Origin of the sequence: Nocardia sp. NPDC006982 (genome assembly GCF_042869435.1) — a bacterium.
Lineage (GTDB): Bacteria > Actinomycetota > Actinomycetes > Mycobacteriales > Mycobacteriaceae > Nocardia.
In genome coordinates, this window is sequence record NZ_JBIAFV010000004.1 from 1 (window position 1) to 16,589 (window position 16,589).

The 16,589-nt window shown below is 65.9% G+C and carries 13 protein-coding genes, 5 tRNA genes and 1 pseudogene; 10 read left to right on the top strand and 9 right to left on the bottom strand.

All coding sequences use genetic code 11. The features are described from left to right. Positions 1 to 534 precede the first annotated feature (534 nt). From ACFYOW_RS16960 to ACFYOW_RS16995, 8 genes are all read left to right on the top strand, one after another. Positions 535 to 681 (top strand): hypothetical protein, encoded by a 147-nt coding sequence (locus ACFYOW_RS16960; RefSeq protein WP_157187247.1) that lies wholly within the window; start codon positions 535 to 537, stop codon positions 679 to 681. Positions 682 to 758: 77 nt separating this feature from the next. Continuing rightward, positions 759 to 832 (top strand) — tRNA-Trp (locus ACFYOW_RS16965). An 80-nt stretch (positions 833 to 912) separates the two neighbouring features. After that, positions 913 to 988, top strand: a tRNA-Arg gene (locus ACFYOW_RS16970). 7 nt (positions 989 to 995) lie between these two features. Beyond that, positions 996 to 1,072: transfer RNA gene (locus ACFYOW_RS16975), tRNA-Leu, on the top strand. A gap of 23 nt (positions 1,073 to 1,095) precedes the next feature. Further along, positions 1,096 to 1,168: transfer RNA gene (locus ACFYOW_RS16980), tRNA-Arg, on the top strand. 4 nt (positions 1,169 to 1,172) lie between these two features. Beyond that, positions 1,173 to 1,245 (top strand) — tRNA-Gln (locus ACFYOW_RS16985). Positions 1,246 to 1,398: 153 nt separating this feature from the next. Further along, positions 1,399 to 1,974 (top strand): hypothetical protein, encoded by a 576-nt coding sequence (locus ACFYOW_RS16990; protein ID WP_387288864.1) that lies wholly within the window; start codon positions 1,399 to 1,401, stop codon positions 1,972 to 1,974. 173 nt (positions 1,975 to 2,147) lie between these two features. Continuing rightward, entirely contained in the window at positions 2,148 to 2,507 is a 360-nt protein-coding gene (locus ACFYOW_RS16995; protein ID WP_387288866.1) for a hypothetical protein, read from the top strand. Between the two features lie 218 nt (positions 2,508 to 2,725). Here ACFYOW_RS16995 and ACFYOW_RS17000 read toward each other — a convergent pair whose 3' ends face one another. The 5 genes from ACFYOW_RS17000 to dapA form a co-directional block, all read right to left on the bottom strand. Then, positions 2,726 to 4,420, bottom strand: coding sequence for a carbamoyltransferase N-terminal domain-containing protein (locus ACFYOW_RS17000; RefSeq protein WP_387290017.1), 1,695 nt, complete (start codon positions 4,418 to 4,420; stop codon positions 2,726 to 2,728). Positions 4,421 to 4,489: 69 nt separating this feature from the next. After that, on the bottom strand, positions 4,490 to 7,078 hold the full coding sequence (locus ACFYOW_RS17005; protein ID WP_387288868.1) for a DNA translocase FtsK: 2,589 nt from the start codon (positions 7,076 to 7,078) through the stop codon (positions 4,490 to 4,492). Between the two features lie 227 nt (positions 7,079 to 7,305). Further along, entirely contained in the window at positions 7,306 to 7,932 is a 627-nt protein-coding gene (locus ACFYOW_RS17010) for a TIGR03085 family metal-binding protein (RefSeq protein WP_387288870.1), read from the bottom strand. A 59-nt stretch (positions 7,933 to 7,991) separates the two neighbouring features. Continuing rightward, complete coding sequence (locus tag ACFYOW_RS17015; protein ID WP_387288872.1) at positions 7,992 to 9,971, bottom strand: ribonuclease J; 1,980 nt, start codon at positions 9,969 to 9,971, stop codon at positions 7,992 to 7,994. 67 nt (positions 9,972 to 10,038) lie between these two features. Continuing rightward, the gene (gene dapA, locus ACFYOW_RS17020) at positions 10,039 to 10,947 is read right to left on the bottom strand and encodes a 4-hydroxy-tetrahydrodipicolinate synthase (protein ID WP_387288874.1); all 909 of its coding nucleotides are present in this window, start codon (positions 10,945 to 10,947) and stop codon (positions 10,039 to 10,041) included. Positions 10,948 to 11,094: 147 nt separating this feature from the next. On the opposite strand from dapA, the gene ACFYOW_RS17025 reads away from it, so the two are divergent. Both ACFYOW_RS17025 and ACFYOW_RS17030 read left to right on the top strand, forming a co-directional pair. Further along, complete coding sequence (locus tag ACFYOW_RS17025; RefSeq protein WP_387288876.1) at positions 11,095 to 11,541, top strand: toxin-antitoxin system HicB family antitoxin; 447 nt, start codon at positions 11,095 to 11,097, stop codon at positions 11,539 to 11,541. 5 nt (positions 11,542 to 11,546) lie between these two features. Then, positions 11,547 to 12,282: pseudogene (locus ACFYOW_RS17030) on the top strand (alpha/beta hydrolase). Between the two features lie 6 nt (positions 12,283 to 12,288). On the opposite strand, the gene ACFYOW_RS17035 reads toward ACFYOW_RS17030, so the two are convergent. The 4 genes from ACFYOW_RS17035 to ACFYOW_RS17050 are packed head-to-tail and all read right to left on the bottom strand — an operon-like array spanning position 12,289 to position 16,492. Beyond that, positions 12,289 to 13,488: a winged helix-turn-helix domain-containing protein gene (locus tag ACFYOW_RS17035; RefSeq protein WP_387288878.1), complete on the bottom strand. Its 1,200-nt coding sequence runs from the start codon at positions 13,486 to 13,488 to the stop codon at positions 12,289 to 12,291. 31 nt (positions 13,489 to 13,519) lie between these two features. Next, positions 13,520 to 14,533, bottom strand: a complete 1,014-nt coding sequence (locus tag ACFYOW_RS17040; protein WP_387288880.1) for a hypothetical protein — start codon at positions 14,531 to 14,533, stop codon at positions 13,520 to 13,522. Beyond that, the gene (locus ACFYOW_RS17045; protein WP_387288882.1) at positions 14,526 to 15,845 is read right to left on the bottom strand and encodes an ATP-binding protein; all 1,320 of its coding nucleotides are present in this window, start codon (positions 15,843 to 15,845) and stop codon (positions 14,526 to 14,528) included. The genes ACFYOW_RS17040 and ACFYOW_RS17045 overlap by 8 nt, the downstream gene beginning before the upstream one ends. Continuing rightward, positions 15,809 to 16,492: a response regulator gene (locus tag ACFYOW_RS17050; RefSeq protein WP_387290019.1), complete on the bottom strand. Its 684-nt coding sequence runs from the start codon at positions 16,490 to 16,492 to the stop codon at positions 15,809 to 15,811. Before ACFYOW_RS17050 ends, ACFYOW_RS17045 begins: the two co-directional genes overlap by 37 nt. Positions 16,493 to 16,589: the final 97 nt, after the last annotated feature.

Sequence of the window (16,589 nt, forward strand, 5' to 3'; positions counted from 1 at the left end):
CCCCACCCCCCCCCCCCAACCCCCCCCCGGGGGGGGGGGGGGGCCCCCCGCCCCGGGCCCCCACCCCCGGAATCAGCCTTATTCAGCAGCGTCCTAGCGGCGGTTCATGGACGAAACCCGCAGCGACCGACCGACTGTCGGCGATCCCTACTTCGAAATGCCTGAGCCCACTGTGTTTTCGTCTGGAACGACTTATGTCGAGACCGATACGGAATTCATACAGTTCACAACGCACGACCGGGACCACGGACTCGGTGATGTAGTGACCGCGCTTCTCGATCACGGTATGACGATCACCGGACGGGTGGAGCACCGCAGCGTTCCCTGAGAGGCATTGCCCGGACAGATGGTGCGCGAGGCGAATGGCGAGTGGCGGCTCAGCGAGCATCCGGAACGTCTTCCACTGACTTACACACTGCAGGCACGCCGACAACGCGCCGGTGGGGAATAAATGGGTTCCTCATCGCGTCTTTCGGTGTTAGCGTTATCCAGAACGTAATCGATCGGTAATCGGAACCGCGAAAGGCAAAGGCAATGACCAGCACCCAGGACCAGGGACTACGCTCCCTCGCCGGTGCCTGGCAATTGCGTTCCGGCACCCGGCGGCCGATGTCGCAGCTGCGCCTGACCTGGCTGTTGATGTCGCAGCTGCGACAGGCGAGTATCCGGAGCCGCCCCTGAGGTCTCGATTCGAGAAGGCCTGAGCAGGGGCCGCTCCCGGCGAAATACTCGCCACGGAGCGGCCCTTTTTCTGTCCAGCGGATGTAGCTCAACTGGAAGAGCAACGATCTCCAAAGTCGTCGGCCTGGGGGTTCGAGTCCCTCCATCCGCGCAATAACTCCACAGTGAATATACGACAGTAGGCATTTCGTATTACTGGATATGAATAACCCTGCTGCATACCAGTTTTGAACCCGTGTAGCTCAGTGGACAGAGCGGCATCCCCCGACGGCGCAGGCCGGTGGTTCGATCCCACCCACGGGTACCAAAACCATTCCCTCGTAGCCCAATTGGCAGAGGCACCGGACTTAGAATCCGGACGGTGCGAGTTCGAATCTCGCCGAGGGAACCAGTCCGCGTGGTTTGCGTGGATCAGCGCTCGTAGCTCAACGGACGGAGCACCTGAATACGACTCAGGCGGATGGAGGTTCGAATCCTTCCGAGCGCACCGATGGAGTGTGGTGTAAACGGCTAGCATGACGGACTTTGACTCCGCCGGTTCAGGTTCGAATCCTGGCACTCCAGCGCACACCGACCGAGGCTCATGCAGGTTCGCCCCGGGGCTCTCATAAGGCCCTGCCGCGTGGTTCGACTCCACGATGAGCTACCACCGCACCGCATCGTCACCCATGGGAATGACGCGCGGGTCCAGTGTCCGCTCGTGCATAGTGTCATGAAATGCGAATTGCCTCTTCACTTCTCGTCGCCGCACTGGTCACGCTGGCCGGTCCGGTCGGCGCCACCGCAGTGGCTGCGCCGCCGTCCGGTTCGGCATTGCTGCAAACGAGCTGGGACCTGCCGACGGATACCGCCGCCGCCGTGCACGCCGCTGGTCTGCCGCTGCTGAGCACGATGTCGACGACGTACCACTATCACGCGCATCTCGATGTCATCGTGTACGGACAGCCGGTCGTCGTTCCGGCCCTGGTCGGTATCGACGACGCCAGGAGAATGGGTTCGCCCATGCACACCCATGATGCGACCGGTATCGTGCACCTCGAGTCGGAGGAGGACATCCCCTTCACCCTCGAGCAGTTCTTCACCCAGTGGGGCCAGCCGCTGACCGGCGACCAGGTCGGCCCGATTCACCTCACACCCGTCGAGACCGTCCAGCTCTATATCAACGGCACCCGGTTCCCCGGGGATCCGGGATCGTATCGCTTTGCGCCACACGACGAAGTCGCGCTGGTAGTCGGCACCCGCGCGATGACGCCGGCGGTGCCCGACCACTACGACTTCCCCGCCGACCTCTGACAGGGTATAGCAAACCTTTTGCGGCACAAGTTTCAACTTCAATGACCCCCAAGGCTGGGGATGATGTGATCGTTGACACTGTTCGGGCCGTTGCCGAAACTCGTAGTTCTCCAGCATTTCTGGAGCCTTGTTGGCCGACATGGTGAGTTCTCAGCGAATCGAGGAACCAGGCTATGACGACTACGACCGCCCCGGTGTCGACCGAAATCGATGTCCCCCCTGCCGAATTCGATACCACCCACCTCGAGGAGAATCTGCGCTGGGGCCACCTGTTCTGGCCGGGCTCCACGGCGCTGACCGAAGCGCAGATCAAGGACCGGGTCACCCGCTATCAGCGGTCGCTGGAGCGTTTCCGGGCCAGCGGCATGCAGGGCAACTACCTGCCCGACGACCTCGAGGTCGACTCGGCCTGGCACGCGCACCAGTGCGACCCGATCGGCTACGCGGGGTTCTGCAAGAGCTACTTCGGCGGCATTCTCGCGCACACCGTGACCCTGTGTGTTTGCAAATTGGCCGATCTCGACAAGCAGTAGGCACCACACCGCCACGAACCCGAGCCGTTCGGACATGCCCCGCTCCGGTCGGGTCCGGGTCGAACGACAACCGAGAGGAGGTAGTTCCGTGGACGCACTGTTGAATATGATCGCCGCGATGTTCGCATCGCAAGGACAGGTCGACATGCCGCAGGTTCCGTCGAACCGCTGCTGACCCGAGCGCAGCCCGGCCGGAGATCCCGGCCGGGCTGTGCCGGTCATCCCCCGAAGGTCTGATTCGTGTAGAGATATCCTTCGGACCAGATGTATCGAGTGCCGGCCCATCGGGCCGCTGCGGCCACATCCGGAAAGAATCCGCGCCCTTCGAAATTCGCGCTCGTATTGCACAACACCGGAATCCCACTGATGGCCTCGTACGATGCCAGAATCCGCGCGGTCGCGCTATTGGCCGAGGCATCGATGGTCTGCAGCCGGGCGGTACCGTCCACATGCAGCACAGCGGGAATGCGATCGGTCCACTCCGGACGGGTGCGGTGCTCGAAGAGCATGTACGGATCGCGACCGCCGGGCTGGAAGACCTCCGCCGCCCGCTCGGTCAAACACACCGGCGCGACCGGCCGATAGGCGGCCCGGTTCTTGATGTCATTGAGACGGTCCTTCATCGCCGAATCCGTTGCGGGAGCCAGGATGCTGCGATTGCCGAGCGCCCGCGGACCGATCTCCGCACGACCCGACAGCACCACGACCGGCTCTCCTTCCCTGTGCAGCAACTCGGCCACTCCCGACTCGTCACAGGGCCGCCTGCGCCAGTTGGTCGGCACACCACAGACACCGACCCGCGGACCGGAGTACACATCCCACCGCAATGCCGGACCACGCCCCTTCCGGAACATTTCACAGCACGCGGCGCCGATGGCCGCGCCGGAGTCGTTGGGAAACGGCGGAATCCAGATCTCCTCGACAATCCCCTTCGCCCGCAGCAGCGAGTTCCACTTGATATTCAGCGCGCATCCCCCTGTCACCACCAGCTTTGATGGCAACGAAGGATACTGGCGCACAAGTGAATTCAGTCCACGCGCCAACCGGTCCCCCAAATACGCCTGGAAGGTGGCGATGAGATCGGCCTCGGACAATCCGGGAAGCAGCTCGCCCCGATCAGCCGCCACCTTCGCCCCGACCAGCCGGGCCGCATCCTGCGATGCCCGAGGTTCGGCGGCCGCGATGATCTCGTCGAACACCGGATACACTGACTCAGTCACGGTGCCGAGCCCGGCATAAGCCATGGCCTTACCCGGAATGGCCAGGTGCTGACGCAGGATCCGATCCCGCGATCGACCCTCGACGTTCGGAATGAACGGCTCGAATCGTTCGCTGAAGTACGTGAAACTGTTACCGACGATCGGCAGCACGACCGCGACCGAGCGGACCTTTCGAGCCGCCGCCGCGACGTGGTACACCCGCGCGACAGTGCCGCCGTCCCAGACCAGCACGAGCGCATCCTCCCCGCGCTCCGCGAACGGACTCGTGCAGTAGCCACCCATGATGTGCTGGTCCACATGGTGATAGCTGACGTATTCCGCAACGGCGGAACCGAATCCGTGCCCATGGAAGCGATGTCGCGCGAGCGGAACCGTACGTCCCGGCCGATCCTGATACGGCGCGACCGCGAGTTCGATCGGGCGACCACCGGATAGCGTCGCAATGCTCGTGGGCTCCGTCGAATCCGTATCCGGCACTGCACCATTCGCGAACCAGCCATCGACGACGAACCGGTCGACATCGGCTGGCCGCAACCCCTCCGACCGCAAGATCTCGGCGACCCGGTCGAGATCACCCAGCTGGCTGTAGCGGAGTCCGTTGTCCAGCTTCTCCATCTCGATGCTGAACACCAACCGGTCGTCCTCGACAATCGCGACACCGCCGTCGTGCGACACCTTGATTCCGCAGATCATCACGTCGCGCCACTGTACCGACGACACCGCGCCCCACCGACGGTGAGAATAGTTGCCGCCGAGGCATTTTCACTCTTCGCCGGTACCCGGCTCCGCGTCCCCGCCACCACGGATCGTCCACAGCAGTCCCTCGAGCTCATCGGGCTTGATGAGCACATCGCGTGCCTTCGACCCCTCACTGGGGCCGACGACACCGCGGGTTTCCATCAGATCCATCAGGCGACCGGCCTTGGCGAAGCCGACACGCAGCTTGCGCTGCAGCATGGAGGTCGAGCCGAATTGTGAAGTGACGACCAGTTCCACGGCCTGGATGAAGACATCCAGATCGTCGCCGATATCGGGATCGACATCCTTCTTCTCACCGGCCTTGGCGGCGGTGACGCCCTCCTGGTACTCGGGTTCGGCCTGGTTCTTGGTGAAGTCGACGACCCCGTGGATCTCCTCATCGGAGATGAACGCGCCCTGCATCCGGGTCGGCTTGTTCGCCCCCATCGGCAGGAACAGTCCGTCACCCATGCCGATCAGCTTCTCCGCGCCGGGCTGATCCAGGATGACTCGCGAATCCGTCAGTGACGAAGTGGCGAAGGCCAATCGGGACGGCACATTGGTCTTGATCAGACCGGTGACCACGTCCACCGAAGGCCGCTGCGTCGCGAGTACCAGGTGGATGCCTGCGGCGCGGGCCTTCTGGGTGATGCGCACGATCGCGTCCTCGACATCGCGCGGCGCGGTCATCATGAGGTCGGCGAGCTCGTCGACGATGGCGAGAATGTACGGATAGGGCCGATAGACCCGTTCGCTGCCCAGCGGCGCGGTAATGGCACCCGACTTGACCTTCTTGTTGAAGTCGTCGATGTGGCGCACCTTATTGGCTTGCATGTCCTGGTAGCGCTGTTCCATCTCCTCCACCAGCCATGCCAGCGCGGCGGCGGCCTTCTTCGGCTGGGTGATGATGGGGGTGATGAGGTGCGGAATACCCTCGTACGGCGTGAGTTCCACCATCTTGGGGTCGATGAGGATCATCCGGACCTCGTCCGGAGTCGAGCGCGCCAGCAGCGACACCAGCATCGAGTTCACGAAACTCGACTTACCGGAACCGGTCGAACCGGCGACCAGCAGATGCGGCATTTTCGCGAGATTCGCCGAGACGAAATCGCCCTCGATATTCTTGCCGAGTCCGATCACCAATGGGTGGTGGTCATTTCGGGTCGAGGGGGCCTTGAGCACATCGGCCAAGCGCACCAGTTCGCGATCGGAGTTGGGCACCTCGATACCGACGGCGGACTTACCCGGAATCGGGGCCAGTAGCCGAACATTCTCGGTGGCAACGGCATAGGCGATATTGCGGGCCAGCGCGGTGATCTTCTCGACCTTCACACCGGGCCCGAGCTCCACCTCGTAGCGGGTGACCGTCGGGCCGCGCACGAAACCGGTGACCGCCGCGTCGATCTTGAACTGCACCAGCACCTCGGTGATCGCCTCGATCATCGATTCATTGGCGGCACTGCGCTTCTTGGGCGGATCGCCGTCGGTGAGCAGTGTCAGCGGCGGGAGGGTGTAGTCGCCCTCGACCTCGCGGTCGTTGATGAACTCCAGCTGCTTGGGCGGCGGTGGGGTCTGGTCCTCGACCTTGATCGGGGCGCGCTTCTTCGGCTTGGGCTTCTCTTCGGGCGCCGCCTCGGTCGCAATCGGTTTCGCATCGCGCAGTGGCGGTTCGCCCATGACCTCGGTGACCGCATCGGAGCCGCCGAATTCGTCGGGCGGGTAGTTCTCCTCCGGGGTGCGACCGCGCCGCTTCGACTTGGTATTGCGATGCAGCGGGAATCCGTCGGCATCGTAATTGGCCGGATCGAAATCGGATTCGCCGTCATAATCACCGTATTCGTCGCCACCGCTGCCGGTGCCGAAGTACTCGCGCAACCGCTGCGGTACCTCGCGGACAGTGGTTCCGGTTACCAGCAACACGCCGAAAACGATGGCCAGCAACAGAATCGGCACCGAAAGCCAGGCGGTGAGCCCGTTGGTGAGCGGGCCGCCGACCACGAATCCGATGAACCCCGCTGCGCGCGAACGCCCGTGCGCATCGGTCGGCGATCCGGCGGCGATATGCCACAGGCCAAGTATCGGCAATCCGATCAGCAATCCGCCGAGTACCAGCCGCGGCCGGATCTCCGGACGTGCCTCGGTCCGCATCAGGACAATGGCGATTCCGGTAGCCACGAACGGCAATCCGGCTGATGCCGACCCGGCGACCGCACGAATCGCCTCCTCGACCCAGTGTCCGATCGGCCCGCCCGCCGAGAGCCATACCGCGGCCGCGATCACCGCGCTGAGGGCGATGAGGGCTAGCGCGATGCCGTCGCGGCGATGACCGTGTTCGATTTCGCCCGCCCGGCTCACGGCCCTCGTGGTGGCGCCGAGTCCGCGCGCGAGCATATTCCAGCCGCTGCTGATCCCGCGGCTGATCACCGCGAGCGGTGCGGTATCGGACTTGCGGCGGACCGGGCGGCGCGCCGGTGTGGTGCGGGCGCGCGGTGCGGGCGAGCGGCGTTGAGCGGTGGTGCGAGCCTGGCTCGAACGAGATGCCGCCGTGGTCCTCCCCCGGGCCGATCCCGCCCGCGCACGAGAGGTCGTGGAGCTGCGGGACTTACCTGCCATGGACTCAGGCTAGCCGCAAACGCCCCATCCAGACCATCAACCACACGAGTATCGCACGTCGCTCCCCCGCCTCCCCGAGTATTTTGCCGGTCGTGAGTGCCACTGGAGTACCTGACCGGGCCGGAAGTAATGAGCTAGGCAGCTTTTGGACGTACCCGATGAGTTACCCATGTGCGTACGAAATCAGTTGTCGCGAAAATCGGTCGCTCATGGCGTGTCGGCCCTGATTACAAAGAGCGATCCGCCTCGAGGACAGCCCGCACATCCACCGGATCACCCGCGGTTTCGATCCGGACCTCATCGCGGCCGAAGGCGTGCAGCAGTAGTTCCGAGGGCTTGCCGGTCAGCGTTACCTGTGCCGTTCCGGACTTCGCGTGCACCACGGCCCGCCTGCCGTCGGGGGTGGCCAGTTCGACGGTGACCGGCGCTTTGCGGTAGGCCATCCGGCCCATGCGCCGCAGCGCCGACCATAGTTTGTCCTCCTCGGCGGCGGACAGGTCACGCGGCTCCCAGCCGGGTTCGCCACGGCGCACATCCTCGTGATGGACGAACATCTCGGTCAGATTGACGACCGCATCGACCGGTTTGAGCGGCGACCACCACGGCGGGCCGGAGCGCACATCCGCCAGCAGGTCCGGGAACGGCCGCCGCGCCGCCTTGGCCTGCACCGACTCCAGATATCCGGCGAACGGTTTCAGCATGATGCCGGGCGACGCGTCCGGGCGACGTTCCCGAACTACCAAGTGCGCGGCCAGATCTCGCACCGTCCAGCTGCCGCACAGCGTGGGCGCGTCCGGTCCCACCGCAGACATCGTGTCCACCAGTGCCCGACGTTCCCGTTGCGCCATGCTCATCTGCCGAACATATCGGATGCGGAGTCGGCGCGGCAGTCCGACTCCGACGGACGTAGCTGTCAGACGCCGATGACCGTCGGCACGATCATCGGGCGGCGACGGTAGGTCTCGGCCACCCAGCGACCGACCACCCGCCGCACACTCTGTGCGATGCGGTGGGTATCGGTGACGCCCTCACCGGCCAGTCGCAGCAGTTCGGCCTCGACGAGTTCCGCGGCATCGACAAGTGCGGTCGGATCATCGGAGAACCCGCGTCCGCTGACCTCGGGCGTGCTGACCGCCTTACCGGTGGTCGAGTCGACCGCGAGGGTGATCGAAATGAACCCGCCCTCACCGAGGACCAGTCGATCCGAGAGCGTCGATTCACCGACATCACCGACCGAGAGTCCGTCGACATACACATGTCCGACCGGCACGCGTCCCACGATCGAAGCGATCCCGTCGACCAGGTCCACCACCACGCCGTCCTCGGCGAGCACCACCCGATCCTCCGCCACACCGGTTGCCACGGCCAGCGTGGCATTGGCGCGCAGATGCCGCCATTCGCCGTGCACCGGCATGGCATTGGTGGGCCGCACCGCGTTGTACAGGTACAGCAATTCACCCGCGGACGCATGCCCGGAGACGTGCACCTTCGCATTCTGCTGGGTGATCACCGTGGCGCCGAGCCGCGACAGACCGTTCACCACGGCGAATACCGAATTCTCATTGCCCGGAATCAGCGAGGAGGCCAGCACCACGAGATCGTCGGCGCGGATATTGATCTGGCGGTGTTCACCGCGCGCCATCCGCGACAGCGCCGAAAGCGGTTCGCCCTGCGAGCCGGTCGAGATGAGCACCAGCCGATCGCCCGGCAGGGTCGCGGCGACATCGAGATCGACGACCACACCGTCGGGCACCGTCAGATAGCCCAGTTCCTGCGCGATCTCCATATTGCGCACCATCGAGCGACCGATGAAACACACTCGCCGCCCGTACTTCTGGGCAACATCGACCACCTGTTGGATGCGATGCACATGGCTGGCGAACGAGGCGACGATCACCCGGTGCCTGGCCTTGCCGATCACCGTATCCAGAACGCCGCCGATTTCGCGTTCCGGCGTGACGAAGCCCGGCACCTCGGCATTGGTGGAGTCCACCAGGAAAAGATCTACGCCCTCGTCACCGAGGCGGGAGAAACCGGCCAGATCGGTGAGGCGACCGTCCAGGGGCAGCTGATCGAGTTTGATATCGCCGGTGTGCAGCGCGACACCGGCAGGCGTGCGAATGGCGACGGCAATGGCATCGGGAATCGAGTGGTTGACCGCGAAGTACTCGCAGCCGAACGGGCCGTGCGTAGTGTGCTGGCCCTCGATCACCTCGACGAGCTTGGGACGCTGCCGGTGCTCGCGGCATTTCGCGGCCACCAGCGCGAGGGTGAATTTCGAACCGACGACCGGAATATCGGCCCGCAGGCGCAGCAGGAACGGCACCGCGCCGATGTGGTCCTCGTGGCCGTGGGTGAGCACGATGGCTTCGACATCGTCCATCCGGTCCTCGATGGGCCGGAAGTCGGGCAGGATCAGGTCGACGCCGGGCTGCTGATCCTCCGGGAAAAGCACGCCGCAGTCGACGATGAGCAGTTTCCCGCCGTACTCGAAAACGGTCATATTGCGGCCGATTTCGCCGATGCCGCCCAGGGCGAAGACACGCAGACCATTCTTGGGCAGCTTCGGCGGGGCACCGAGCCGGTCGGCTGCTGCCCGCTCGACGGGAGCAGACACGGGTTGCTCACCGCGACCGCGGCCGCGCTGCTGACGGCCGCGCGCCGGTCTGCGTGGCTGCTCAGCCGGGGCCTTGAGCGCGGCCTTTTTCGCGGGGGCCTGCTCCGGTGCGGTCTGCCTGGACACGGTATCGGACTGTGCTAGCTCGCCGACGTCGGATTGCGCTGTCCGATCGGACTTTTCGGTGCCGGCCGGTGGACGCTGCGCGGCGGGTTCTGGCGCGCCCGCGGGCCGGGTCGCGGTCCGGCGGGGGCGACGACCTGCTGCTTCAGTCATGACTGCACCTCACTACTGGTCGGTTCGATCATGTCTGACAATGCGGTGATTCTGATTCGCTCACTCCTCATGAAAGCACCCCTGCCAGCCGGAGGTCGACGGCGAGGGCATCGAGTTGTTCGGTGGTCGGCATCAATTGCGGCAGGCGCGGTTCGCCGGCATCCACACCGAGCAGACGCAGCCCGCCCTTGCTCATCGCGACGCCACCAAGTCGCGACATCGCGGCGTTCAACGGCAACATGCCCGCATTGATCTCACGGGCGCGCACCACGTCACCCGCGGTGTAGGCCTCGAGCAGGGCGCGCAGCCGCTCGGGCACGAGATGTCCGATGACACTGATGAATCCGGTCGCGCCGACCGACAGCCACGGCAGGTTCAGCGCGTCGTCACCGGAGTAGAAGGCCAGGTCGGTATTCGCGATGAGATCCGCGCCCGCGTTCAGATCCCCCTTGGCATCCTTGACCGCGACGATGCGCGGATGTTCAGCGAGTTTGCGAATGGTGTCGCTGGCAATCGGAACCACCGAGCGCGGCGGAATGTCGTACAGGGTGACCGGCAGGTCGGTGGCATCGGCGACGGCGGTGAAATGCGCGATCAGGCCGTCCTGGGTCGGCCGGGAGTAGTACGGCGTCACCACGAGCAGGCCGTGCGCGCCCGCACGCTGGGCATTGCGGGCGAGTTCGATCGAATGCGCGGTGTCATAGGTGCCCGCGCCCGCGATCACGGTGGCGCGAGCGCCGACGGCATCGACCACAGCGCGCAGTAGATCCGCCTTCTCCGATTCGGTGGTGGTCGGCGATTCCCCGGTGGTACCGGAAATCGCCAGCAAATCGACGCCGCGGTCGACCAGGCGGGCCGCGAGTGCGACCCCGGCATCGACATTGAGCTTGCCGTCGACACCGAAGGGAGTCACCATCGCGACACCTACTGTGCCGGACGCACGCAGCTCCGTAGGCGTCGATTCACCGTTCGTCATGGTCAGAAAGGCTACCCGCTCCCGGGAACAGCCTCGACACCCTCATCACCGAACGGCCTGCCACGGCGAGTGATTCACCTCGCAGTACTCGATCATGATGTCAAATCGACCCTTGAATGACGCCATTGATGGCGTCACACTGATGTCATGGACTTGAACAAATACACCGCACAGCTACGCGAGGACCTCATCGCGGCCGCCGCGCTCGGCGACGAAAAGACCCAGGCCACCGCCGCCGCCCTAGCCGCTGCGACAGAGAGTTCGGCACGATTGGCGCTGCTCGCGGCGCTCTCGGACCTCGCCGCGGAGGTCAGCGCGGAGCTCGGCGACCGCACAGTTCACGTCTCGGTGGACGGCACCGATGCGACCGTCGACGTCCGAAAGAATCCGGCGGCGGAAAACGAGCATCCGACGATCGAGGAGATGACCGGCGATATCAGCCGAGTCACCCTGCGGATGGTCGAGCAATTGAAGGCCAAAGCCGAGGAAGCCGCTGCGGCCAGCGGGGTTTCATTGAACTCGTGGCTGTCGAATGCCGTCAGCGGTGCATTGCGCGATCAGATGCGCGGGTACGGACCCAAGCGCGACATCTAACTTGGATGTCACTTCGGGTCGGCGTGGTGCCCGAACCGGGCCGTCCCGTGCTCTACTTCCTGCACGGCAGCGGCTATGTCGGCTGCACTCCGGGAACTCATCGCGGCCTGGTCAGCGAGCTGTCGCGGCGGTTGGACCGACCGGCCTTCAGCCTGGATTATCGCCGCGCCCGAGCACCGGTTTCCCGTTGCCCACGATGACACGCTCAACGGTTACCTGTGGTTGCTCGCTCGCGGACATGCGGCCGAGGACATCGTCGTCATGGGTGATTCGGCGGGCGGCCATCTCGCGCTCGGGTGGTGTGTGCAACTGCGTGAGCTGGGGCTCGCGCAGCCCAGGGCGGTGGTCGGGTTCTCGGCGCTGGTCGACTCGACCTGGACGTTGTCGCGGGAGCGCGAACCGCCCGTCGATGACGCGTTTATGCGAGTGCGGGCAGCGCAGAAGTTGACCGAGCTCTACACCGGCTCGGACCATTTCGACGACCCGCGGTTGAATGTGCTCGGTGCGGACGGGCCGGATCTACCGCCGATCCTGTTGCAGGCAGGCGCCGCCGAGGTGCTGTCGGCCGACGCCGAAGCATATGGTGCGGCGCTGCGCGCGGTCCAGACGTGGCCGGGCATGTTCCATGTATTCCAGCTGGCGTATCGGCTCCTCCCGGAGGCCGACGAGGCGCTCGCTGACGTCGAGCAGTTCGTGGCGCGGGTGGAATCGCAGTCCACTCGGAAACCGAAATCGGCCTGAGCAAATTCACAACAGCGGCGCGAGATCTCCGCGATCACCGATCACCACTTCGTCGAGTTCGAGCCAGTCGGCCATCTCACGCAGCGCATCGGTGAGTGCCCGCGCTGTCTCCGGAGTGCTGTGGCCCGGTTCGGCGAAGGCACCCGGCACAAGCAGCCTGCCTGACGCACGCTCGGCACGTAGGTCGACGCGTCCCACGAGTTCTCCGTTCAGGAGGAACGGAAATACGTAATACCCGTGCACCCGTTTGGGTTCCGGCGTGTAGATCTCGATTCGGTAGTGGAAGTCGAAGATCCGCTCGGTGCGGGTTCGGAAGAAGATGAGCGGATCGAAGGGGCACAGCAAGGCCGCGCCCTCGATTCGGCGCGGTGTCGAGGCACCGGCCCGCAGATAGGCGGGTTTCCCCCAGCCCGCCACCTCGACCGGTTCCAGCTCTCCCGCATCGACCAACTCCACGATGGCCGGTTCGGTCTGTGAGCGGTGCAGGCGGTAGTAGTCGCGCAGGTCGGTCTCGGTCGCGACGCCGAGTGCGGTGGCCGCGCGCAGCACCAATTCCCGTACCGCATCGGCCTCGGATACGTTGCGCGCCAAGATCTCCGGTGGGATCACTCGCTCGGCCAGGTCGTAGTGGCGGGTGAACCCGACCCGCTTGTCGACCGATAGCGCACCTGCCGCGAACAGCGCCTCGCAGATCATCTTGGTATCGCTGAGATTCCACCAGGAGCCCTTGGGACGCGGCTTGTCCAGCTCGAGGTGGCGCTCCACCTCACCGGCGGTGGCGGCGCCGACCTCGGTGATGACGTCGAGAATGTCCTTGCCGAGGGTGGGATTGCGTTCGGTCACCCGGCGCATGCCGCTCCAGCGCCCGTGTTCGTATTTCCGCATCCGCCAGCGCATGAGCGGCCAGTCCTCGACCGGGATGAGTGCGGCCTCGTGCGCCCAGTATTCGACCAGCCGCCGCGGGCGGCGCACACCATTGCTCCAGGCGGCATCGTCGAGCACCGTTCGGTCGTAACCGCCGATCCGGCTGAACACCGGCGCGTAGTGCGCGCGCACCACCGCTGATACCGAATCCAGTTGCAGCAGTTGGGTTCTGCCGAGCACGTCGAGGATCGTCCGCCGGGTCGGCGCGGCCGGTTTGCGCCGCCCGAACCCCTGCGCGGCAAGCGCCGTCCGGCGCGCCGCGACCGCACTCATCGTCCGCATGATCACGACAATGCCATGGGGGTACGACAGGTTAGGTCGAGACCGAGACCTCTCCCGCGGTATCGATCTCGGTGCGCCGATCCCGATCCGGTGCGTTCGCGAGCACCGTAGCCAGTACCCGTCGGCCCATCGGCAATACCCGCACGGTCACCGAACCGGCATTGGCGGCATCCAATTCCCGGGTCGCCGACTCGATCACCTGCTGGCGCACCCACTTCGGCACCCCGGCGAATCCGCCGTCGTCGAGCAGCACCACCTCGACCCCGCGCGAACGTGCGCCGCGGGCGGCACTGCTCAATTCGTCGGTCACCAATTGCGGTGCGCGCAGACCGTCCCGGAGTTCGGCCTCCAGCAGCCTGCACTCTTCGCGTTCGCCCGCGGTGAGTTCGGCGCCGTCGGCGATGCGTTCCAGAATCGGCCGCGCCACCTTGTCGAGCCGGGCCAGCTGCCGATCCCGTTCGCCGTTCTGCGCGGCCATGGTCGCCTCGGCGGCCGCGCGCATGGTGGCCTCCTCGCGCAGCAGCCGCAGCGAGCGCTGCATCGGCCGCATGACCGCCGCGCCGATCGAGACGCCGGCAACCGTGGCGATCGGCACGATGGATCCGACCACCACCCGCAGGCCGTTCGTCGCGCCGACCACCGCGATAACCGCGGCGATGCCCGCGACACCGCACCACGCCGCACCCAACCGGCCGCGGACCACCAGCACCGCGAGCACATAGGACGACGCGAATGCGGTCCAGACCTGCTTGGACATGCCGTGGTCGATACTCACGGTGGTCAGCGCCGCCGCGATCGGACCGGCGGCGGCCACCGCGATGGCGGCAGGCAGCGGCAGCGGATCGACCGGGATAACCAGGACCAGCACTCCGGCGCCGGCCACCAACACCAGCGCGGTCGCGGCCAGCAGCAGCGGCGATTCGGCGAAATTGCGCACCATGTACAGCAGGATCGTGGCCTCGAAGATGACCAGGAAGAGCCAGGCGGACCGGTCCCGCAGCCCGAGCAGGTCGCGCAGGCCGAATTCGTTATCGGTATCAGCCATCGCCACCCCAGACCAAGGTCACCGTGGTCCCCTCCCCCGGTTGGGATTCCACGAATCCGGCGCCGCCGGCCAGTTGACGCATCCGGCCGAGGATGCTGACCGAGACGCCGAGCCGATCGGCGGGCACCCGGTCCAGATCGAAACCCGCGCCGTCATCGCGGAATACGACACGGATACCGCCCGCACTGATCGTCACCGTGACGGTGCGCTGCACGGTGCGGCCCGCAACGGTGGCGTGGCGCAGACTATTTCGCGCCGCCTCGGCCAGGGCAGCGGCAATGGTGCCCGCCGCGTGCACCGGCAGGTTCAGGTCGTCGAGTCCGGCCCAGCGGCGCGCGGTGAATCGGATGCCCGGATTCACCTCGTGGATGGCCGAGCGCAGGAAGCCGATCGCCGATTGCGCGTCCAGTCGGTCGGGTTCGGTATTGGTGCCGCGACATTCGTCGAGTTGTTCCAGTGTGCGTTCGGCCTGACTGCGCAGCACCGGCGATTCGGCACCCGCCCGCGAGGCGTCGAGCAGGGTCGACAGCACCGCGTCGTGGATCAATGCGGCGAAGCGGGCGCGCTCGCGATCGCGTGCCGCGGCGCCGGCCACGGCGGCCGCGCGGCGGCTCGCGATCACCGATTCCCGGTCCACCCGCGCGGCCGCCGCGAGTGCGTAGACGCAGCACCACAGGAACAGTGCGCACAGGCCGGCGGCCCTGGCGAAATCGCCGATCAGCGACCAGACCGTCGCCTCGGGCAGCACATACCGGTTCGCCAGTGCCGCGGTAGCCACGCCGACCAGCAGATAGCAGGTGGCCAGCGCCGGGCGCCAGGCCAATACGGCCGCCAGCACACCGAGTGCGATCACCCGATACATCCACACCGATGTGGTGTCGGTCAACGGCACGGCATAGATGAACGGCATGGTCGTAAGCGCCGCAAGATAACTCAGCGCTGCCGCACCGGCCACCACGCGAATCGCCCTGCGGCCCATGGTGAACGAGACGACCGCGAGCACCGGGAACCAGCCGAGCGCCACACCGACCACCAGGCTCGCCCACGGGCCGGAGACGAATTTCGCCTGGTCGGCGATGTCGGGTAATTCGACGATCGCGACGATCACACCGGCGATTCCGACGGCCAGGCCCATCCGGCGCAGAATGCGATCCGAGGCCGCTTCGATGATTTTCTCCCTGGACACCGCGGTCCGCCCACGGCGCCACCGACTCGCCCGGAACGGGTCGGCGGAGCTCGCAGTGGTTATCGAGGTGTCCAGCGCGCTGGACGCGGTCATCCGCGGGGATGCCGCTCGGGAACCGGTAGCCATCCGTCCTCTACCGCCCGCTTGTAGAGGTCGGTCTTGGTGGGAGCCGGACGACCCGCATCGGCGTACTTCTGCCGGATGCGCCCCAGATAATCGTTGACGGTCTGTTCGGACAGACCCGTCAGCCGCGCGACGCGGGAGGCCTTCTCACCGGAGGCGTAGAGGGTGAGTACCTCTTCCTGGCGCGGGCTCAGACCGACATCGGACAGTTGCGGATCGCCGTCGATGGCGGCGGCCCAGTCGGTGGTCACCACCTGCTCACCCGAGGCGGCGCGGCGCACCGCCGCGACCACCGTCGGCACATCCTCGGATTTGCGCACCACGCCGAGCACACCGGCCTTCGCCGCGGCGCGCACGAGAAACGCGTTGTCCGCGCCGGTGAATACGAGGACCTCGACGCCGCGGTTGCGCAGCCCGCGCACGTTGTCTTCGGGCGAGGATCCGTCGGCCAGTCGCAGATCCAGCACGACCAGATCCAGCGGGGCGCTATTCGCCGCCGCCGCGAGCAGTTCCGGTACGGTTCCCGCGGTCAGCACCAGATCGAGATCGGGTTCCGGCGCCAGCATCGCGGCAAGCCCGATCGCCACCGATTCGTGGTCTTCGACCAGCCCGATCCGGCGCGGTGCTGTTTCGCCCCCTTCGGCCCACATCACCTCGATACTCCGTTCCCGAGCAAACTCGTCACATCCCCGCCGCTACATCGTCGCCTCGTAGTATGCCCGGATCCGCCGGATGCCGGTCAGACAC

Excerpts from the sequence above, each read along its gene's own strand:
- ACFYOW_RS16960 (WP_157187247.1), top strand. The coding sequence starts at position 535 with ATGACCAGCACCCAGGACCAGGGACTACGCTCCCTCGCCGGTGCCTGG.
- ACFYOW_RS16990 (WP_387288864.1), top strand. The coding sequence starts at position 1,399 with ATGCGAATTGCCTCTTCACTTCTCGTCGCCGCACTGGTCACGCTGGCC.
- ACFYOW_RS16995 (WP_387288866.1), top strand. The coding sequence starts at position 2,148 with ATGACGACTACGACCGCCCCGGTGTCGACCGAAATCGATGTCCCCCCT.
- ACFYOW_RS17000 (WP_387290017.1), bottom strand. The coding sequence starts at position 4,420 with ATGATCTGCGGAATCAAGGTGTCGCACGACGGCGGTGTCGCGATTGTC.
- ACFYOW_RS17005 (WP_387288868.1), bottom strand. The coding sequence starts at position 7,078 with ATGGCAGGTAAGTCCCGCAGCTCCACGACCTCTCGTGCGCGGGCGGGA.
- ACFYOW_RS17010 (WP_387288870.1), bottom strand. The coding sequence starts at position 7,932 with ATGAGCATGGCGCAACGGGAACGTCGGGCACTGGTGGACACGATGTCT.
- ACFYOW_RS17015 (WP_387288872.1), bottom strand. The coding sequence starts at position 9,971 with ATGACTGAAGCAGCAGGTCGTCGCCCCCGCCGGACCGCGACCCGGCCC.
- dapA (WP_387288874.1), bottom strand. The coding sequence starts at position 10,947 with ATGACGAACGGTGAATCGACGCCTACGGAGCTGCGTGCGTCCGGCACA.
- ACFYOW_RS17025 (WP_387288876.1), top strand. The coding sequence starts at position 11,095 with ATGGACTTGAACAAATACACCGCACAGCTACGCGAGGACCTCATCGCG.
- ACFYOW_RS17035 (WP_387288878.1), bottom strand. The coding sequence starts at position 13,488 with ATGCGGACGATGAGTGCGGTCGCGGCGCGCCGGACGGCGCTTGCCGCG.
- ACFYOW_RS17040 (WP_387288880.1), bottom strand. The coding sequence starts at position 14,533 with ATGGCTGATACCGATAACGAATTCGGCCTGCGCGACCTGCTCGGGCTG.
- ACFYOW_RS17045 (WP_387288882.1), bottom strand. The coding sequence starts at position 15,845 with ATGGCTACCGGTTCCCGAGCGGCATCCCCGCGGATGACCGCGTCCAGC.
- ACFYOW_RS17050 (WP_387290019.1), bottom strand. The coding sequence starts at position 16,492 with ATGTGGGCCGAAGGGGGCGAAACAGCACCGCGCCGGATCGGGCTGGTC.